Annotated in this window: 20 protein-coding genes and 1 tRNA gene; 10 read left to right on the top strand and 11 right to left on the bottom strand. The window is 57.7% G+C overall.

Features of this window, described 5'->3' with window-relative positions; all coding sequences use genetic code 11:
* Window positions 1-27: 27 nt before the first annotated feature.
* Together AB4N43_RS15135 and gabP are read right to left on the bottom strand one after the other, a co-directional pair.
* Window positions 28-354: a hypothetical protein gene (locus AB4N43_RS15135; protein ID WP_027922187.1), complete on the bottom strand. Its 327-nt coding sequence runs from the start codon at window positions 352-354 to the stop codon at window positions 28-30.
* Window positions 355-734: 380 nt separating this feature from the next.
* Window positions 735-2,126 carry a GABA permease gene (gene gabP, locus AB4N43_RS15140; protein WP_027922188.1) on the bottom strand — a complete coding sequence of 464 codons (1,392 nt, stop codon included), beginning with the start codon at window positions 2,124-2,126 and terminating at the stop codon, window positions 735-737.
* A gap of 552 nt (window positions 2,127-2,678) precedes the next feature.
* Between gabP and AB4N43_RS15145 the strand changes: the two genes are divergently transcribed.
* The 8 genes from AB4N43_RS15145 to AB4N43_RS15180 all read left to right on the top strand — a co-directional run bounded on the left by AB4N43_RS15145 (window position 2,679) and on the right by AB4N43_RS15180 (window position 8,638).
* Entirely contained in the window at window positions 2,679-3,452 is a 774-nt protein-coding gene (locus tag AB4N43_RS15145) for an ABC transporter ATP-binding protein (protein ID WP_027922189.1), read from the top strand.
* A 13-nt stretch (window positions 3,453-3,465) separates the two neighbouring features.
* Window positions 3,466-4,212 (top strand): ABC transporter substrate-binding protein, encoded by a 747-nt coding sequence (locus tag AB4N43_RS15150; RefSeq protein WP_027922190.1) that lies wholly within the window; start codon window positions 3,466-3,468, stop codon window positions 4,210-4,212.
* 78 nt (window positions 4,213-4,290) lie between these two features.
* Window positions 4,291-4,986, top strand: coding sequence for an ABC transporter permease (locus AB4N43_RS15155; RefSeq protein ID WP_027922191.1), 696 nt, complete (start codon window positions 4,291-4,293; stop codon window positions 4,984-4,986).
* Window positions 4,983-5,672, top strand: coding sequence for an ABC transporter permease (locus AB4N43_RS15160; protein WP_027922192.1), 690 nt, complete (start codon window positions 4,983-4,985; stop codon window positions 5,670-5,672). The genes AB4N43_RS15155 and AB4N43_RS15160 overlap by 4 nt, the downstream gene beginning before the upstream one ends.
* Window positions 5,653-6,885, top strand: coding sequence for a methyltransferase (locus tag AB4N43_RS15165; protein WP_460151609.1), 1,233 nt, complete (start codon window positions 5,653-5,655; stop codon window positions 6,883-6,885). Before AB4N43_RS15160 ends, AB4N43_RS15165 begins: the two co-directional genes overlap by 20 nt.
* Window positions 6,886-7,228: 343 nt before the next feature.
* Window positions 7,229-8,053 (top strand): FkbM family methyltransferase, encoded by an 825-nt coding sequence (locus AB4N43_RS15170; RefSeq protein WP_027922194.1) that lies wholly within the window; start codon window positions 7,229-7,231, stop codon window positions 8,051-8,053.
* 77 nt (window positions 8,054-8,130) lie between these two features.
* A tRNA-Thr gene (locus tag AB4N43_RS15175) sits at window positions 8,131-8,206 on the top strand.
* A 225-nt stretch (window positions 8,207-8,431) separates the two neighbouring features.
* Window positions 8,432-8,638, top strand: coding sequence for a hypothetical protein (locus tag AB4N43_RS15180; RefSeq protein ID WP_027922195.1), 207 nt, complete (start codon window positions 8,432-8,434; stop codon window positions 8,636-8,638).
* 155 nt (window positions 8,639-8,793) lie between these two features.
* Here AB4N43_RS15180 and AB4N43_RS15185 read toward each other — a convergent pair whose 3' ends face one another.
* The 4 genes from AB4N43_RS15185 to AB4N43_RS15200 all read right to left on the bottom strand — a co-directional run bounded on the left by AB4N43_RS15185 (window position 8,794) and on the right by AB4N43_RS15200 (window position 11,335).
* A complete protein-coding gene (locus AB4N43_RS15185; protein WP_460151612.1) occupies window positions 8,794-9,636 on the bottom strand; it encodes an oxidoreductase in 843 nt (280 codons plus the stop codon).
* A gap of 66 nt (window positions 9,637-9,702) precedes the next feature.
* A complete protein-coding gene (locus AB4N43_RS15190; RefSeq protein WP_460151613.1) occupies window positions 9,703-10,413 on the bottom strand; it encodes an SDR family NAD(P)-dependent oxidoreductase in 711 nt (236 codons plus the stop codon).
* Between the two features lie 47 nt (window positions 10,414-10,460).
* A complete protein-coding gene (locus AB4N43_RS15195) occupies window positions 10,461-11,117 on the bottom strand; it encodes a DsbA family oxidoreductase (RefSeq protein ID WP_059181810.1) in 657 nt (218 codons plus the stop codon).
* Window positions 11,114-11,335 carry a tautomerase family protein gene (locus tag AB4N43_RS15200; RefSeq protein ID WP_027922199.1) on the bottom strand — a complete coding sequence of 74 codons (222 nt, stop codon included), beginning with the start codon at window positions 11,333-11,335 and terminating at the stop codon, window positions 11,114-11,116. The genes AB4N43_RS15195 and AB4N43_RS15200 overlap by 4 nt, the downstream gene beginning before the upstream one ends.
* Window positions 11,336-12,030: 695 nt before the next feature.
* Here AB4N43_RS15200 and AB4N43_RS15205 point away from each other — a divergent pair.
* Window positions 12,031-12,324 carry a DUF3077 domain-containing protein gene (locus AB4N43_RS15205; RefSeq protein ID WP_410921740.1) on the top strand — a complete coding sequence of 98 codons (294 nt, stop codon included), beginning with the start codon at window positions 12,031-12,033 and terminating at the stop codon, window positions 12,322-12,324.
* Between the two features lie 55 nt (window positions 12,325-12,379).
* Here AB4N43_RS15205 and AB4N43_RS15210 read toward each other — a convergent pair whose 3' ends face one another.
* Window positions 12,380-13,993 (bottom strand): Fic family protein, encoded by a 1,614-nt coding sequence (locus tag AB4N43_RS15210; protein WP_194940909.1) that lies wholly within the window; start codon window positions 13,991-13,993, stop codon window positions 12,380-12,382.
* Between the two features lie 520 nt (window positions 13,994-14,513).
* Between AB4N43_RS15210 and AB4N43_RS15215 the strand changes: the two genes are divergently transcribed.
* Complete coding sequence (locus tag AB4N43_RS15215) at window positions 14,514-15,440, top strand: LysR family transcriptional regulator (protein ID WP_059181813.1); 927 nt, start codon at window positions 14,514-14,516, stop codon at window positions 15,438-15,440.
* Here the strand turns inward: AB4N43_RS15215 and AB4N43_RS15220 are convergent.
* Genes AB4N43_RS15220 through AB4N43_RS15235 form a run of 4 tightly spaced genes read right to left on the bottom strand, consistent with a single transcriptional unit; the run spans window position 15,357 to window position 17,578 of the window.
* On the bottom strand, window positions 15,357-15,674 hold the full coding sequence (locus tag AB4N43_RS15220; RefSeq protein ID WP_081743912.1) for an AzlD domain-containing protein: 318 nt from the start codon (window positions 15,672-15,674) through the stop codon (window positions 15,357-15,359). The two genes, AB4N43_RS15215 and AB4N43_RS15220, sit on opposite strands and share 84 nt — an antisense overlap.
* Window positions 15,653-16,372: an AzlC family ABC transporter permease gene (locus AB4N43_RS15225; RefSeq protein WP_027922203.1), complete on the bottom strand. Its 720-nt coding sequence runs from the start codon at window positions 16,370-16,372 to the stop codon at window positions 15,653-15,655. The genes AB4N43_RS15220 and AB4N43_RS15225 overlap by 22 nt, the downstream gene beginning before the upstream one ends.
* Entirely contained in the window at window positions 16,369-16,782 is a 414-nt protein-coding gene (locus tag AB4N43_RS15230) for a GNAT family N-acetyltransferase (protein WP_172825958.1), read from the bottom strand. The genes AB4N43_RS15225 and AB4N43_RS15230 overlap by 4 nt, the downstream gene beginning before the upstream one ends.
* Before the next feature lie 46 nt (window positions 16,783-16,828).
* Complete coding sequence (locus tag AB4N43_RS15235) at window positions 16,829-17,578, bottom strand: 2OG-Fe dioxygenase family protein (RefSeq protein WP_059181814.1); 750 nt, start codon at window positions 17,576-17,578, stop codon at window positions 16,829-16,831.
* Between the last annotated feature and the right edge of the window lie 141 nt (window positions 17,579-17,719).

The following is a 17,719-nucleotide window of genomic DNA, read 5'->3' on the forward strand; positions in this document are numbered from 1 at the left end:
TTTTTTTTCACGCCTTCAAATCAACAATCAGGCAGCAACACCTTCCAGACGCGGGATATCAAAGCCAAGCTTGGCACTGGCATAGCCCAGTTCGCCTTTGGCGATGGACTGAGCCTTGTAACCGTCATTGATCAGGTCCTTCACGTACAGCTTGTTGTAGATGAACATGAACACGAGGTTGCTGAGGCTGAAGGTGAAGCAGGCCACGACGAACATGATCGCTGCCCACTTGAAGTCACCACGGAACAAGGCCGGGAAAAAGCCAAAGAAAAATACGGTCCACGAGAAGCCGATTGGCGCTTCTTTCATGGCACCGGTATTCGGGTTTTTAAACACAACCGATGTAAACGCCATGCCTGTCTCCTTGATGCCCCAATGGGTTGGCTGAATGGCCGGGCTAGCTCCATGCAGCGCTGATTCCGATCTACCGCTTGAACGGCAGGCACACGCAAATGCATCTGTGAACACACCGCAGATGAAGGAGCAGGCAAGAAAAGGTCGGGAGGCTTTTAGCCGGGAAGGCTGAGGGCGTCGAACAATCCGTGTCCTGAAACTCCATCGCATCCCGTAACAGCGGGATACACATTCGGTGCAAAGGCTACTATCTAGCCATCATCGTGTCTATCCGCTTGCTACCCAATAAAGCATCTGAATGAAAGGCAAAAAAAACGACCGCGATCATCTCTGATGGCGGTCGTTTCGGTGCTTCAACAACAATTGGCGTGAGTCAGATCTCAGCGCGCCAAGGCTGCGCTCAGCTTCTCATTGTGACGACGGCGTGCAACCAGCACGCCTGCCGCGACGACCAATAGCGCCAACAGGCCGGTCGCGAGAATCTCCACGCGATGCGCTTCCTGGAACAACATGATGGTCAGGGCCGCCACGATGAAAATGATCACCGCGTAGGTCAGGCCCGGGAACAGCCACATGCTGAAGGCGATTTTTTCACCGCGAGCCATGCGCTGTTTGCGCATGCGCAGTTGCGAAATGGCGATCACCAGGTACACCAGCAACGCGATGGCGCCGGAGCTGGCCAGCAGGAATTCGAACACCGCGGCCGGGGCCACGTAGTTGGCGAATACCGCAAGGAACGCAGCGCCGGTGGACAGCATGACGGCCCAGTACGGGGTGCCGCTCTTGTTGGTGCGCTGGGAAACGGCCGGTGCATCACCGCGCTTGCCCAGGGAAAACATCATGCGCGAAGCGGTGTACAGCGCCGAGTTAAGGCAGCTGGTCACAGCAACCAGCACCACGATGTCGACGATCAGCTTGGCATTCGGGATGCCCATGCGCTCCAGCACAGTCTGGTACGAACCAACGCTGGCCAGGATCGGGTCGTTCCATGGCACCAGGGCTACCACGATGAAAATCGATACGAGGTAGAACAAGCCGATCCGCCAGATCACCGAATTGGTGGCCTTGGAGATTTGCTGGCCCGGGTTCTTCGATTCCGCGGCCGCGATGGTCACGATCTCGGTGCCCATGAAGGAGAACATGGTGGTCAGGATCGCGCCCAGTACCGCGCCCATGCCGTTTGGCAGGAAGCCCTGGGTGTCGAACAGGTGCGAAACGCCGCTGACCTGGCTGCTCGGCAAGAAGCCGAAGATCGCCATTACGCCGAGGGCGATGAAACCGATGATCGCCACGACCTTGATCAGGGCGAACCAGAATTCGAACTCACCGTAGTTTTTTACGCTGAACAGGTTAGTCACCGTCAGCAGCAAGGTGATGATCAGCGTGAACGCCCAGATCGCCACGTTCGGGAACCAGGCGTGCAGGATGGTCGCGGCGGCGTTGGCTTCCAACGGGATTACCAATACCCAGAACCACCAGTACAACCAGCCGATGGTGAAACCGGCCCAGTGACCGATCGCGCGATCGGCATATGTCGAGAAGGAACCGGTGTCCGGCGAGGCAACAGCCATTTCGCCGAGCATGCGCATCACCAGCACGACCAGCATACCGGCGGCGGCGTAAGCCAACAGCACGGCCGGGCCTGCGGCGGCGATGGCGTGACCCGAGCCTACGAACAAGCCGGCGCCGATTACCCCGGCAATCGACAGCATGGTCACATGACGCGGTTTGAGCCCCTGTTCGAGGCCATTGGAGCTTGGGGTACTGCTCATTGAAACTACCTTTGTAAGGAAAAGCGAATGCGTGCATCCCGCCTCGATTTCTCTCTCGTAAAAAGAAACCAACGGGGCGTTCTGGATTCTGTACGCAATAATTGCGCCAAAATGTTTCAACACCGTCTATCACGGTGATCTCGTCCAGACCGGACAGTCATCGCAACCCATTGAAAATAATGGCACTTTGCCAAGGCGTTACCCTGCGACTCACTTTCAAGGACGAATCCGCGCACCGGAAACACCCCAGGAAAATGCTCGACGCACAATAAAAGTGCAGATCAGGAACGTTTGGCCGGTTAGCGCTTCCAACCCCCCGCCAAAGCTGGCAACATCGCGCCCTTTTTTACGCGACACCCGCCGGGTATCTGGTTCAAACGGCTGTTCGGTTGATAGCAGCGCGACAGTCTGCTGTAGCGATGCGACAACCTGCCACGTCACGTCCGTTTACCGCCCGTAGCGCTGTTGGCTGCCATTCGAACGCTATGCTAGCTTGGCCGCCTCGCCAGGAAGGCCGCCAACAGCAGGAGCGAAACACTATGAGGAACGCACATGGCTGAGGCCACGCCCGCGCTTGAAATCCGCAACTTGCACAAACGCTACGGACAGCTTGAGGTGCTCAAAGGCATCTCGCTGACCGCCCGCGACGGCGACGTGATCTCGATCCTGGGTTCTTCCGGTTCCGGCAAGTCCACGTTCCTGCGTTGCATCAACCTGCTGGAAAACCCGCACCAGGGCCAGATCCTGGTGGCCGGCGAAGAACTCAAACTCAAAGCCGCGAAGAATGGCGAACTGGTCGCTGCCGATGGCAAGCAGATCAACCGCCTGCGCAGCGAGATTGGTTTTGTGTTTCAAAACTTTAATCTCTGGCCGCACATGAGCGTGCTCGACAACATCATCGAAGCGCCGCGTCGCGTCCTCGGTCAAAGCAAAGCCGAAGCCATCGAAGTCGCCGAAGCCCTGCTGGCCAAGGTCGGTATCGCCGACAAGCGCCATGCCTACCCGGCGCAATTGTCCGGCGGCCAGCAACAACGCGCGGCCATCGCCCGCACGTTGGCGATGCAACCCAAGGTGATCCTGTTTGACGAGCCGACTTCCGCCCTTGACCCGGAAATGGTCCAGGAAGTACTTAATGTCATCCGCGCCCTGGCCGAAGAAGGCCGTACCATGCTGCTCGTGACCCATGAAATGGGCTTTGCCCGTCAGGTCTCCAGCGAAGTGGTGTTCCTCCACCAGGGCCTGGTAGAAGAACAAGGATCGCCACAGCAGGTGTTCGACAACCCGCTTTCGGCACGCTGCAAACAATTCATGTCCAGCAACCGCTAACGGAGCTACCCGCATGCAGAACTTCAAAAAAGTCTTCCTGGCGGCCGCCGTCACCCTGGCGTTCAGCGCCGGTGCCATGGCCGAAACCCTGAAGATGGGCATCGAAGCGGCCTACCCGCCGTTCAACAATAAAGATGCCAGTGGCAATGTCGTCGGCTTCGACAAGGAAATCGGCGACGCTCTGTGCGCCAAGATGAAAGTCGAGTGCACCGTGGTGACCTCCGACTGGGACGGCATCATCCCGGCCCTGAACGCCAAGAAGTTCGACTTCCTGATCTCCTCGATGTCGATCACCGACGAGCGCAAGCAAGCGGTCGACTTCACCGCCCCGTACTACTCGAACAAGCTGCAGTTCATCGCACCTAAAGACAAAGAGTTCAAAACCGACAAGGCTTCCCTGCAAGGCAAAGTGATCGGCGCACAACGTGCGACCCTCGCCGGCACCTGGATGGAAGACAACATGGACGGCGTCCAAGTCAAACTCTACGACACCCAGGAAAACGCTTACCTGGACCTGACCTCCGGTCGTCTGGACGGCATCCTGGCGGACAAGTACGTCAACTACGAATGGCTGAAAAGCGACGCCGGCCGGTCCTACGAATTCAAGGGTGATCCGGTAGAAGAAAGCGACAAGATCGGTATCGCGGTACGTAAAGGCGACCCGATCCTCGCGAAGCTGAACCTCGCCCTGAAGGAAATCGTCGAAGACGGCACCTACAAGAAAATCAACGACAAGTACTTCCCGTTCAGCATCTATTGATTCTGACCTGCCGGACCGGCGCCGTTCGCTAACGGCGCCAGTCCATGGCATTGCCTGCCGCGATTTGAAAAGAAACCCATGACTATCGATCTCTACGGATTCGGCCCGGCGCTCGCCGCTGGCGCGCTGATGACTGTGAAACTGGCACTCTCGGCCTTGTGTCTGGGGCTGGTGCTCGGTTTGCTCGGCGCCTTGGCCAAGACATCCCCGTACAAGCCGTTGCAATGGCTTGGCGGCACTTATTCGACACTGGTTCGCGGCATCCCGGAATTGCTCTGGGTGCTGTTGATCTACTTCGGCACGGTCAACCTGATGCGTGCCCTGGGCGAGTTTTTCGGGAATCCCGATCTCGAACTCAATGCCTTCGCCGCCGGCGTGATCGCGCTGGGCCTGTGCTTTGGCGCCTACGCCACCGAAGTGTTTCGCGGCGCGATCCTGGCGATTCCCAAAGGTCACCGTGAAGCCGGCGTGGCGTTGGGCCTGTCGAAATTCCGCATCTTTACCAAATTGATCATGCCGCAGATGTGGCGCATCGCCCTGCCGGGCCTTGGCAACCTGTTCATGATTCTGATGAAAGACACCGCGCTGGTATCGGTCATCGGCCTGGAAGAAATCATGCGCCACGCGCAAATTGGCGTGACCGTGTCCAAGCAACCGTTCACCTTCTATATGGTGGCCGCGTTCATGTACCTGGGCCTGACCGTGCTCGCCATGAGCGGCATGCACTTGATGGAACGACGTGCCGCGCGCGGCTTCGCGAGGAGCACCCAATGAACTGGGAAGTCATCATCAAGTGGCTGCCGAAACTGGCCCAAGGCGCAACGCTGACTCTGGAACTGGTGGCCATCGCCGTGATCGCCGGTTTGCTGCTGGCGATTCCGTTGGGCATCGCGCGTTCGTCGCGGCTTTGGTACGTGCGGGCATTTCCCTACGGCTACATCTTCTTTTTCCGTGGCACGCCGTTGCTGGTCCAGTTGTTCCTTGTCTATTACGGCCTGGCTCAGTTCGATGCAATTCGTAACAGCCCGATGTGGCCGTACCTGCGCGATCCGTTCTGGTGCGCCACCGCGACCATGACCCTGCACACGGCGGCCTACATCGCCGAGATCCTGCGCGGCGCGATCCAGGCGATTCCGCCGGGTGAAATCGAAGCGGCGCGCGCGTTGGGCATGTCCCGCGCCAAAGCGCTGTTCTACATCATCCTGCCGCGAGCCGCGCGCATCGGCCTGCCGGCCTACAGCAACGAAGTGATCCTGATGCTCAAGGCCAGCGCCCTGGCCAGTACCGTGACCCTGCTGGAGTTGACCGGCATGGCCCGCACCATCATTGCCCGGACCTACCTGCCGGTGGAGATCTTCTTCGCCGCGGGCATGTTCTATCTGTTGATGGCTTACGTACTGGTTCGTGGCTTCAAGCTGCTGGAGCGCTGGTTGCGCGTCGATGCCTGCCAAGGGCGTTGATTCCTCCCGCGTGCTGACGGGCGAGGCCCTGCTCGCCCGCTTCACCGCGCTGGATGCTTTCCTGATCGAGCATCAAGCGCTGTGGAAACCGCGTCCGTTTACTCATCTGCATCTGCCTTGGGAAACGTCCTACCCGGAATTGGCACTTTGGCTACGGGAACGGTCACTGGACGACGCAGAATTCGCTCATAACCAACCTTGTTTGCTGCATGCGCCGGAGCCGTTTGCTTCATTGGCGGCGTTGTCCCTTGAATTGAGTTCTGTGGGTGAATTACCGGCGCATTCGCTGCAAGCGGCCGGGCATCGGCTGAACGTCGATGTACCGGGACGCAAGTGGCAACAAATCGAGGCGTTCGCCAGTCGCCTGTCCTTTGCAGCAGCGCCGAAGCATTGGCTGGATTGGTGTTCGGGCAAGGGCCACTTGGGTCGGCGTTTACTGCAAACCGGGCAACAATTGACCTGCCTGGAATACGACCCGGCCCTGGTGGCCAGCGGACAGGCACTCAGCCAGCGTCATCAATTGCGGGCGCGGCACGTCGAACAGGATGTGCTCGCGCCTGACACCGCGAATTTATTGACTGTTGATCACACACCGGTGGCGCTGCACGCCTGCGGTGATTTGCATGTGCGGTTGATCCAGCTCGCCAGCGCGGCGGGGTGCAAACAATTGGCCATCGCGCCGTGCTGTTATAACCGGATCAATCTTCCGGCCTATCAGCCGCTTTCCTCGGTCGGTTTGCGATCTGACCTACAGCTGTCCCTCGACGATCTCGCCCTGCCCATGAGCGAAACCGTCACCGCTGGCGCTCGCGTACGACGTCAACGCGACACCTCCATGGCCCGGCGCCTGGGTTTCGACGTGCTGCAACGGCAATTGCGCGGCGTCGATGAATACCTGCCCACCCCTTCCCTGCCGAGTGCCTGGCTGGACAAGTCCTTCGCCGAGTACTGCCATCATCTGGCCGCACTGAAAGACTTATCCACAGTCGGTTCGCAAGATTGGTCCGCTGTCGAAGCTGCTGGATGGCAACGCTTGGCGCACGTGCGCAATCTGGAGCTGCTGCGCGGACTTTTCCGACGTCCGTTGGAGCTTTGGCTGGTCCTCGATCGCGCCCTTTTCCTTGCCGATCAGGGTTATACCGTTCGCCTCGGGACCTTCTGCGAAACCCCGCTGACGCCGCGTAATGTCCTGCTCTTGGCGGAACGCCCATAAAAGCCACAGCCTGTGGATAACTCTGTTGATGAAATTATCGTGGATCCAATATCTACGGCTGTTTCAGAGGTGAAACGCAACTGTTCATTTTTCGTACACTCACGAAAAAATCACGAAAAACAGGGATTTGCGCACCAATGAGAACAGGTCCACAAAATCACCGGTGAGCGCAGAATGCCACCGCCGCCGTTGTGCATAAGCATTCAATGCAAAGGACATAAGCGCCTAAACCCGGACCTCACGCGGGGAAAATTGCACCGCCTCCCGACTCTTGTTATACAAACACGCAAGGACGCCGTCAGCGCGACCACGAACAAGAAAATTCGACCGACAGGATGCGACCGTGACGTTCATTTCCTACGCACAGAACTTCGAAGACATACGCCTGTGGCGCGCCCTCAAAACCGTCGAGAACGGCTTCTATATCGACGTCGGCGCCAACGATCCGACCCATGACTCGGTCACCAAAGCGTTCTACGACCACGGCTGGAGCGGCATCAACGTCGAACCGATGCCCAACTACTACGAAGCCCTGTGCCAGCAACGTCCCAAAGACACCAACCTGCAATGCGTGGCCGGCGAAAGCGCCGACAGCCTGACCTTCTATGGCATCGCCGGCACCGGCCTCTCGACCGTCGACCCGGCCATGGCGCAAATGCACAAAGACGCCGGCATGGACGTGCGCAGCCAAACCGTCCAGTCCCGCACCCTGACGTCCATCTGCGAAGAACACGCCCAGGGCCGCCCGATCCACTTCCTGAAAATCGACGTCGAAGGCCACGAAGAAACCGTCCTGCGCGGCATGGACTTCACCCGGTGGCGGCCATGGGTCATCCTCATCGAAACCCCGTGGGACCGCGACCAGACCTGGGAAACCCTCGTCACCGGCGCCGGCTACCACTCCATCCTGTTCGACGGCATCAACACCTACTACCTCGCCGAAGAACACCTGAACCTCAAACCCGCCTTCGACATCCCGCCGTGCAACCTGGATGAATTCCAGTTCTGCAAAGGCCACAACTTCAGCCACCCCATCGGCGATGCCGAACAGCAACTCGCCACCGCCCTGCAACGCGCCGAACAGGCCGAAGCACAGCTGCGCGCAATGCAAAACAGCCGCACCTGGCAAGCCATCCAGAAACTCAAGAAAACCCTGCTACGCGCCTGACCTGACGCCTGCGCAAAAATAGTCTGAATTCAGGGGTTTACAGAACCAACCCAATCGCTATAATCGTCGCCCAACACGCCGGTATAGCTCAGTTGGTAGAGCAACTGACTTGTAATCAGTAGGTCCCGGGTTCGACTCCTGGTGCCGGCACCATACGCAATATCGAAAAAGGCTCACCGAAAGGTGGGCCTTTTTCGTTTGTGGGTCTTACGCTCGCCCCTTTCGCTGAAGGATGGCGAACCGACGCATCCAATTCTGGTACCGCGCATCTACATCCCTCCCCGAAACGATGAGCGGTTACGGTCGAAAAGCTGTGAGACGGCATAATGACAGCAGTGCTTATGCACAACCCTCTCCGCCGTTGCGAGCCGCTTTGTAATGAACACCGAACGACGTTACTCGATCATCTTGGAGCGCAGCGCCGAGGTGCTGCTTGAACATGCACCCATGTCACAGATAGAGGCATTTTGGGACGCCAACGATACCCGCTACTTCGGGTTGCGCATGGAGGACGAGCACAGCGCACACGCACGAGTGATTGTTACGGACGAAGTCCCCGACGACGAAGATGTGGCGCTTTTCTGACTGTAGCGAATGGAATCACTCGCCTCCTACGAGAGGAGGGGGGCGCCCAAATGATTTTCAGATCTATTGCCGACACCACAAAACAAAGCCCTCGTAGAAATACGGGGGCTTTGTTGTTTCTGGATTCTGGGTTCTGGGTTTTTATACACCGGCCATCAATCAAACTCCGTAGAAACCGAAAGATGCTCCCAAGCATCAATCTCCCCCTGCAACCGCGTAATCTTTTCACGCACCAACCTCACCGCATCCTTACCCAGCAACAGATGAACCGGCGGCTTTTCAGCAGCGACCAAGGTCAGCAACGCCTGCGCAGCCTTTTGCGGATCGCCAGCCTGCTTGCCACTCTTCTCTTCCCGCGCCTTGCGCACTGGATCAAACACCGCGTCGTAGTCACTCACGGTGCGACTGGATCGGATCATCGAGCGCCCCGCCCATTCGGTCCGAAATGAGCCAGGTGCCACGGCGGTCACGTGGATGCCGAGGCTTTCGACTTCTTTGGCCAGCGCTTCGCTGATGCCTTCAAGGGCGAATTTGCTGCCGCTGTAGTAAGCGATGCCCGGCAAGGTGATGAAGCCGGCCATGGAGGTGATGTTGACGATATGCCCGCTGCGCCGTTCACGCATGCCGGGCAGGACTGCTTTGATCATTGCCACCGCGCCAAACACGTTGACGTCGAACTGGCGCTGCATTTCAGTCAGTGGCGATTCCTCGAGAATGCCTTCGTGCCCATAGCCGGCGTTGTTCACCAGCACGTCGATCTGCCCCACTTCACGCAGGATGTCAGCCACCAGCGGTTCGACGGCTGGGAAATCGGTGACGTCGAGCACGAACGCTTTAGCGCGATAGGCGTCCAGCGCTTCGAACGCGACGCGCTCGGATTCGCGCCGCACCGTGCCAACCACCGTGTGCCCCGCCGCCAGCGCTGCTTGGGAAAAGGCCAGGCCGAAACCTGAACTGACGCCGGTGATCAGGAAAACCTTGTGAGCGTGGGTGTTCATGCTGCGTTCTCCAATAAAAACGCCGTCGATAGTGATCGACGGCGCTGTGGACAAGTCAACGAGGTCTTAGTGACCGGCGCTCTGACCGCCATCGACGTGCAGGATTTCGCCAGTGACGAAGTTGGCGCTATCCAGATAAACAACCGCCTGAGCAATGTCACCGATCTCACCCATATGCCCAACCGGGTGCAGATTCCCCAGCGCTTCATGCGTTTCCTCACCATGCATCGGCGTCTTGATGATGCCTGGCGAAACCGCATTCACCCGAATCCCGCGCTTGGCGTACTCAATCGCCAGGGACTTGGTCGCCGCGTTCAAGCCACCTTTAGTCAGCGAAGCCAACACCGATGGCACACCATCAACCGCGTGGTCCGTCAGACTGGTGGTGATGTTGACCACATGGCCTTTGCCTTGTTTTTCCATCTCGTTGATCGCGAGTTGGGTGATGTAGAAGAAGCCGTTCAGGTTCACCGACAACACATTGGCGTAGTCTTCAGCGGTGTATGCGGTGAACGGTTTGGCGATAAAGATCCCGGCGTTGTTGACCAACGTATCGATGCGGCCAAAACGTGCGATCGCTTCACGGATCACTTGCTGCGCAACCGCCGGGTCGCCGATGTCGCCCGCCACGGTGAGGATGTCCGGATCGCTGGACGGTTTGATCGAACGCGAAGTGGCGACAACTTTGTAATCCAGATCGCGGAAGGCTTTGACCATGCCGGCGCCGAGGCCTTGGGATGCGCCAGTGATAACGATGACTTTTTTCGAATTGCTCATGATGAACCTCTACTAATAAATGATGGTTTGAATAAGTAAGTAAGTAATCAGGCTTCGGCGGGGGCCTTGGCCATTTGTCTCAACATTTGTTCGTAGTACTCGACCGACTGCGAACCGGACACCAGGTGGCGACCGTTCAGCACCATGGCCGGGACCGAGTTGATGCCGTGCTGGCGGTAAAACGCTTCAAGCTCACGCACTTCTTTTGCGAACGCTCCGGAGGCCAACACTTCTTGCGCAGCGGCCACATCCAGTCCCGCTTCCCCGGCCAGACGAGCGAGGGTTTCGCGGTTGCTAGGGTTCTGGCCGTCAGTGAAGTAAGCGCGCAACAGGATCTTCTTCAGCTCGATCTGCCGCCCTTCCTGCAACGCCCACAACAGCAATCGGTGCGCATCAAACGTGTTGTAGAAGTGCGTGCGCTTCTCCAGATCGAAGGTGAAACCGATGGCCTCGCCACGAGCGATTTGCATGGCTTTGCCGGCGGCGACGTCTTCGGCGGTGCGTCCATATTTGCGCATCAAATGCTCGACCGCTTTTTCGCCGACTGCCGGCATGTCCGGGTTCAGTTCGAAAGGCTTGTAGGTCAGCTCCACCGAAATCTCACCGGCCACGTTCTCGATCGCTTGCTCCAGCGCCGTCGCACCCAATGCACACCACGGGCACACCACGTCGGAGATGAAGTCGATGGAGACGGACGCGGTCATGACTTGCCCTCCGCCTCAGCCAGTTGCTTTCGATACTTTGTGGTGGTGATGCCGGCGTAGCCCCAGTTATCGGTGTCGACTTCTTCGATCACGATGTGGGTCAGGTGCGGATCCTTCTTCAGGACGCGCTCCAGGGTTTCTGTGATTTCGGCGATCACCTGAGCTTTCTGCTCTGAGGTAACGCCATCGCGGGTAATGCGAACGCTGACAAAAGGCATGAGGGAATCTCCAAGTGACCTGCCCTTCGGAATGAATGGGTAGGCGTTGGAGCTCAATGTAGGGCGTTAGCTGGAGGGGAAAAAGGTGGGGGCGGGAACATCATTAGTTACTTGGTGTAATTAGTAAGATATCGCAGGTGTCCGATTTTGCAGTAGGACTCAGCCGCTTCTGATGTAGTCCGCCTTTTGACGTGTCGCTTTTTTTCACTTTCTGCGACACGTTATTAGAACGTGTCGCTGGTGACGACATGTGCGCGTCGATGTGTTCCTTCGTTTAACTGTTGCTCAGCCATAAAAATCACTAAACCGCCCTCCACGCCACCACCTAGCCACGATTGCGCAGTCGTCCCTCTCAAGCTACCTTCAGGTCGTCGCTGCCAATTCAGCGACCGGGCCTGAGAACCCGAGTAAGATACAGGCGCACAAGCGCCCATAATCACGATTGTTGGCGTTTTTTTGTGCCTGCATTTCCGTGTAATGGCGGCTGTGCGTGGGAGACCTTCGGGTCTGCCGGGTTCCTGTATCTCCGGTTTCTCAGCCCGCGCACAGCTGCCACCCATTCGCCTGAGAACGAACGTGGTAGCTCAAACTTTGATTCAGGAGTTTTTGCTAATGCCCGCTACCGGTCCGTCCAAAATTTGCGCTACCGCTCCACCGGTCATCCTCCACCACCGCCCAAACACCGGAGGTGCCCAATGACCAACCCTCAAGACCTCAAAACCATCGGCCTCACCCCTTTCTCCTACCACGCCAACGATGCACTGTTCCGCATCAACGCCGGCGTCCCGGTGATCCAGGCCCTCTCCCACGCTTCCGATCTGCTCCACATCGCCAAGCTTCTCGCATCCGATGCCGCGATGGTTCGCGATACCGACCGGCATGCCTGGGCGTCTCATTATTTGCAGGATATGAGTAAGGCGATCATCGATGACGTAGTGAAGGTGCTAGCCGCGCCGTGTAACAACCGAGCCAGTAACGTCGCGCCATAAACAAATCGCACGCATGAAAAAGCCCCGAATCAATCGGGGCTTTTGCGTAAGTTGGTCATCTACCCACTGGCTGATTCGGGTGATATCGATCACTCACGCCACTGTCTATCGGTTCTTCCCCCCGCATCGACTGAGCCACCGCTTCGGTAATGGCGTCCCAAATGTCCGGCCTTGTCAGCACCGGCATTTCCTTTGCCAGTACGTTGCTCAGCTTCCCTTCGTTCTGCTCAATGGATCGCAGGAGTCGGTCAGCCTGTTGATCCGGCATTTCAACGATTTCCTTGATCGCCTGCCTGGCCCTTATGTGGCTGCGTAAATACCGCGACTCTTCACGCATCTGTTCGGTGATCGTGCGGCGGATGACGTTCGAGATGAACACGACGTGTGGCCCCAGGTTTGGATATCGCCACACCGGGCGTGCCTGTTCCTGCCCCGTGAATTCAATGTTCGAGACCACGCCGTCAGGGTATTGCGTGCGAGTACTGGCGAACGTTACCTGGTCTCGTATGCCCTGCATGAGCGGTTTTGAAACCTGATCCAGCACGCTGTCATACAGGCGCCGCTCGGCCGAGTCGTCGGTGATAACCGCTGAAATCGGAAGAATCACCGGATCTGGAATGGCTCCATCACGACGCAAAATGTCGTTGATCAGGAAGCGATGGACCCGGCCGTTGCCATCAGCCAGCGGATGGATATAGACGAAAGCAAACGCCGCCACAGCGCTGCGCATGACCGGGGATTGCCCTTGAGTGCGATTCAGAAAGACGCGAATCCCTTCTAACATCCGCTCCAGATCACTTTCCGGTGGCGCGACATAATGGACGATCTCCTGATAGCGAACCGTCTCTCCAACAAACACCGGCGATTGCCGAATTCCCAGGCGGGTCAGGGTGGTCACTGCGCCAAGGATCTCTTCCTGCATCTCAGCCAGTGCCGCATCGGTGAGCGGCAATTCGCCCTGACCGGTTCGTCGCGCCAACACATCTGCAAATCGCTGGATACGCGTAGAGCGATCCGCCTCCCCTTCAATGGCGAAACTGGCTTTGCTTTCCCGCAGCGTCATCCATGCCGCGGCGCGCAGCAGAAGCGCCTCGCCAAATTCTGCGGTCAGTTGACCAAAGAGGTGAGGCACATCGAGGTCCGCTGCTGACTGGACTGCTGCTGTCTTGACGACGACTGGGCAGAAGTAGCGCGTGCCTGGCAGGTTGTCAGTCACGCGCCAACGCGGCACTTTCACCGCCTCTTCGGGTGACGCCGCCACCATCAGATCGGCGTTGATGGCGTCGACATACTTACCGCCTATGGGCTCGGGCGCTTGCAATTGCTCGCCGGTGAGCCACTCAAACAGGAACGCTGCCCGGCGTGCATATTGGCCAGTGGGCTCAACATTTAACCAGTCTTGCACCGGTGCCGGACCCACCTTGGTAAACAGCCGACTCAAGAATTCAAGGTTCGGGACTTCATGCCGCAGATGAAATTGCAGATGGGATGAGAGGTCCGGATCGGGGCGCATATTCTCCGTATACGTCTCAAGACGAAACCCGTCTTCGACTTGAGTTAACCGCCGGCTACCCACCTGACTCAACACGGGTAGCCGCGCCATCGGCAGCACGCCGAATGTCGTCGCTAGCCAGGCAGCACCGATGGGATCTACGGGAAACTCGCTCACGGTCACACTCCTTTGAACAGCTCGGCTGAAATCAAAAATGCCTATAAATGGAGAGTAACGATCAAAATCAGGTTTTGCTGCATAAAAACGATTATTTTTTGATGGGTTTGCATAAAAATGAACATTTCAGACGCGTCAGATTGATCCGGCCCTGACCCTAAACGCATAAAAACGAGTTTCGGTGCTCAAAAACGATCATAAATCCGTACTTTTGCATAAAAACGTTTCGAGACCGGCCGCCTTTCGAAGTCCCAGCGGCACGAAACCCGCACTGACAACCCCGTTCCCACCCAAAAAAAATGCCCAAACCTCCCGGTCCGAGCATTCTTTGACCCCGATCACCCACCCTCCCCCAGAAACCCGCGATCCTGCGCAACCCTCCAACCATCGGACGCCAGCATCAATTCGCTACTAAACTCGGGACAAGCGGGTTCAGGTGCAGGATTATAGCCAGCACGTATCGCCCAACCGACGGCCAGGTACTCAACAATAGCCAGCCCACTTTAGAGGGCATTACCCAATGGATAGCAGAACCCTACGCAACTTGATGCGCATTGTGCAGACCGGCTCATTGTCGGCGGCGGCAGAGCATTCCTGTTTAACGGTGCAGGCATTGGCTGCGCAGTTGAACAAGGTCGAAGAGCAGTTTGGTTTTCGGTTGTTTCGTCGCTCCAACAAGGGGTTGACCCTGACCACGCAGGGCACGGAACTCACGCCTTTCATGGACAAGGTGTTAGTGGCCACGCGACAACTCGAAGAAAAAGTCGCGGCGTTGAAAGAGCCTGGGCAGCGCACGCTCAGGGTGGCGCTGAACACGACGCTTTCGTCTGACTTCAATCGCCGAATGATCGGACGCCTGATTGAGGTGTTTCCCGACTATCAGCTGGAATTCAGCTACGCCGAGTCGATGGAAAATCTCAGCAAGCTGAAGAACGAAGACTTCGACCTGGCGGTGTTGATCGGCCCGCAGCAGCCGGGATTACCGAGCATTATCCTGCCCGAGGTTCAGGTGCAGGTGGTCGGTGCCCATTGCGGCCAGGAACATGATCCGCTGGTCATGCTCGGCAACAAGTTTCAGGTGCGTCCGGCTGACGATTGTCCGTATTCCCACAGCTTCCTGCGCTTTCTCGACGCCGGTCTTGGCAATTACGAGTCGAACAAGCGGATGGTCTACTCCTGCAGTGAAACGCTGACGCTGTCGCTGATCACGCAAATGGATGGCCTCGGCATGGTGTCCCGCGATGCGGCCCAACGTAACGGCTTGACCATTTTCCCTGGCTTCGAGGATGCCCTCGAAGTGCGGTTGGCGGTCAATAACCCTGAGTTGTCGGGCCAGGCATTGCACGATGTGGTCGACCTGCCGCTACATGAACGAACCGAGCGCAATGTACGCAGCCGTTCCCACCGCAACGGAGAGAAAGAGGTTTTTGCTGAAGTACGCACATAACAACGTCGGAATCGCGGCATAAAATTCCGGGCGATCGAGCTGCACGTGCTGATCCTTGATCAACAACGGCGTGACGCTGATGGCAGCGACGATCGCCACCGGCAAGTATTCCAGCGCACGGGCGACGAAGGGCGGCCAATGGTCGGTGTTCACTTGTAGCGGCAACGCACGCGGCAGGAAGGTCACGGCCATCATCAGGACGACGACCAGAATCAGGAACGTTTGGTCAGGCATACACCCACCCCGCAGCCCACAAAGGTGGCGATGAATACGTTGAACGGAGAACTGCCGGCCAGGCTCAATGCGCCCATGCAGGCGACAGCGGCCAGTGCGGCGATGAGTTTGTTACGCGTATTGCACAGCGACACCAGCACGTAGAGCATCATCGCCGTCAGTGCGTAGTCGAGCTGGTACTTGATCAAGTGCGCCGCGTACTGCGCGCAAATCGCCCCGAGTAAACCGCCGAGCACCCACGACGTGTGGCAATACAGATTGAAGCCGATCAGGTAACGCACATTGACTGGCGCGCCCTTGCCCAGTTTGACGCTGTGGAAGGCGAACGACTCATCGGTCAAACCACCCGCATAACACCAACGCTCAAGACGACTGAGCCCCATGGCCTGCAACGCCTTGGCCATGTAGACCGACATCAGCATGTGCCGCGCGTTGATCAAAAATGTGGTGAGGACAATGGTGGTCAGCGACGCGCCACTGGTAATCAGTGCCAGCGCGGCGAACTGCGAAGCACCGGCGTAGACAAACAGGCACATCGCGACTGGCAACCACACGGGCATCCCGGCATTGACCGCCATCAGGCCGAACACGAACGACACCGTGAAATAACCGGCCACCACCGGGCTGGCTTCTGCAAAGGTGCGCGAACGTTGTTGTGGCCCGACCATCAGCGGCCGGCTGCTGGACGTCTCATTCATAGATCCCTCTCAAATGTTCTTTCGCCACGCGGTTCGCAAAAACCCTGGGCACTCCAAAAACGTTTCCCGGCGAGGTTGGCATCGTCGACAAACAGGAACATGCGCAGCACGCCCACGCGTTTCATGTCCGCCGAAGCCGCTTCAACCAGCCGTTGACCCACGCCTTGGCTGCGATACAACGGGCTCACCGCCAAATGGTTGATCGTGCCACGACTGCCCAGCATGCCGCCGAGCACCGCGCCGACGATTTCGCCGCGGGTGTCCAGCGCGATGAACGCGGTGGTGGTCTTCTGCACCAATACACCACGCAGGCACTTGGCGTCCTGCCATTCGCAGAAAGACACCTCTTCGAATTGCCGGAAGAAGCGCTCCAGGCGCTGGGCATCCTTGGCTGTCGTACGCCTCAACATCACCGGTGCAGGGCACTCGGCGAGGCTGATCGCGGCGTTGTACTGTTCAGCGAACAATGTCGAAAGCGGTCCCGGGCCGCGAGAAGGAAATCGCCAGAATTTGCCGGTAGGCCATGGCATGGGAATGGGTGTTGCGCGCCGGCGTGACGTAGTGGCGCATGTCCCGATCCAGGAAGTAAGTGGTGTCGAGAATGTCCGTGTAAGTCGTCGACGCCAGATGCTCTTGTTCATGGGCACTGTACAAGCGGCTTTCCGCGCCCTCCACGTTATTGCGTCCCCAGAAATGCACGCCGCTGAACGGGTAACCGTCGCAGTGAATACCTTCCGGGGTGATCTCCAGTTGCTTGCCTGGTTTGATCTCGATCCGGATCTGGTGAATCTGGCATTGCCAGATTTCGTCGTGCAGTTCCGGCGGCAGAACGTTTTTGTACACTTCGAAATCCGTGTCGATCAGGCTGCGCATCACCGGCGAATGAATGATTTCATCGGAGAAATCCTGGAAGTGCCGGACCATTCCGCCCACGTAGGCGTTGTTGGCCTTGGACTGGACGTAGGCGCGGTGCTCCAGCTGCGTCAGTTCGCGCGTCACCGGGTTGTATTCGAAATCGCTGTAGCGTCGGTACCGATTGCCCGCCTCGGCCTGACCGTAGTAACTGTCGGGCTCCATGTGTTCCCAACTTCTGGTCAATCTGATGAAGTCGGAGAAGTGACCGAACAGATTGAAGTCACTACTTTTGACGTTGACGTATTTGTCGCGCCGTAGCGATTCGCCCACTTCTTTGTTCAAAACGAGCATTTTCAAAATCTCCGTGCATTTAGCAACCTAATCTAGAGAGCACAGGATTTGCGTCCATGAGAAAGAATTTCAGGCATATCAAGCGTTGCTTGAAACGGAGTTTGAAGTTGCTTCAATTTGACGTTTTGCGACTGAAAACAG

The organism is Pseudomonas sp. S2_B07 (assembly GCF_054668435.1).

What these genes read in the sequence shown, in the direction of transcription:
- AB4N43_RS15180 (WP_027922195.1), top strand. Translation starts at nt 8,432, where the DNA reads ATGAACACCGAACGACGTTACTCGATCATCTTGGAGCGCAGCGCCGAG.
- AB4N43_RS15165 (WP_460151609.1), top strand. Translation starts at nt 5,653, where the DNA reads ATGCCTGCCAAGGGCGTTGATTCCTCCCGCGTGCTGACGGGCGAGGCC.
- AB4N43_RS15215 (WP_059181813.1), top strand. Translation starts at nt 14,514, where the DNA reads ATGGATAGCAGAACCCTACGCAACTTGATGCGCATTGTGCAGACCGGC.
- AB4N43_RS15160 (WP_027922192.1), top strand. Translation starts at nt 4,983, where the DNA reads ATGAACTGGGAAGTCATCATCAAGTGGCTGCCGAAACTGGCCCAAGGC.
- AB4N43_RS15190 (WP_460151613.1), bottom strand. Translation starts at nt 10,413, where the DNA reads ATGAGCAATTCGAAAAAAGTCATCGTTATCACTGGCGCATCCCAAGGC.
- AB4N43_RS15200 (WP_027922199.1), bottom strand. Translation starts at nt 11,335, where the DNA reads ATGCCTTTTGTCAGCGTTCGCATTACCCGCGATGGCGTTACCTCAGAG.
- AB4N43_RS15205 (WP_410921740.1), top strand. Translation starts at nt 12,031, where the DNA reads ATGACCAACCCTCAAGACCTCAAAACCATCGGCCTCACCCCTTTCTCC.
- AB4N43_RS15225 (WP_027922203.1), bottom strand. Translation starts at nt 16,372, where the DNA reads ATGAATGAGACGTCCAGCAGCCGGCCGCTGATGGTCGGGCCACAACAA.
- AB4N43_RS15145 (WP_027922189.1), top strand. Translation starts at nt 2,679, where the DNA reads ATGGCTGAGGCCACGCCCGCGCTTGAAATCCGCAACTTGCACAAACGC.
- AB4N43_RS15230 (WP_172825958.1), bottom strand. Translation starts at nt 16,782, where the DNA reads ATGTTGAGGCGTACGACAGCCAAGGATGCCCAGCGCCTGGAGCGCTTC.
- AB4N43_RS15235 (WP_059181814.1), bottom strand. Translation starts at nt 17,578, where the DNA reads ATGCTCGTTTTGAACAAAGAAGTGGGCGAATCGCTACGGCGCGACAAA.
- AB4N43_RS15185 (WP_460151612.1), bottom strand. Translation starts at nt 9,636, where the DNA reads ATGAACACCCACGCTCACAAGGTTTTCCTGATCACCGGCGTCAGTTCA.
- AB4N43_RS15220 (WP_081743912.1), bottom strand. Translation starts at nt 15,674, where the DNA reads ATGCCTGACCAAACGTTCCTGATTCTGGTCGTCGTCCTGATGATGGCC.
- AB4N43_RS15155 (WP_027922191.1), top strand. Translation starts at nt 4,291, where the DNA reads ATGACTATCGATCTCTACGGATTCGGCCCGGCGCTCGCCGCTGGCGCG.
- AB4N43_RS15195 (WP_059181810.1), bottom strand. Translation starts at nt 11,117, where the DNA reads ATGACCGCGTCCGTCTCCATCGACTTCATCTCCGACGTGGTGTGCCCG.
- AB4N43_RS15135 (WP_027922187.1), bottom strand. Translation starts at nt 354, where the DNA reads ATGGCGTTTACATCGGTTGTGTTTAAAAACCCGAATACCGGTGCCATG.
- gabP (WP_027922188.1), bottom strand. Translation starts at nt 2,126, where the DNA reads ATGAGCAGTACCCCAAGCTCCAATGGCCTCGAACAGGGGCTCAAACCG.
- AB4N43_RS15150 (WP_027922190.1), top strand. Translation starts at nt 3,466, where the DNA reads ATGCAGAACTTCAAAAAAGTCTTCCTGGCGGCCGCCGTCACCCTGGCG.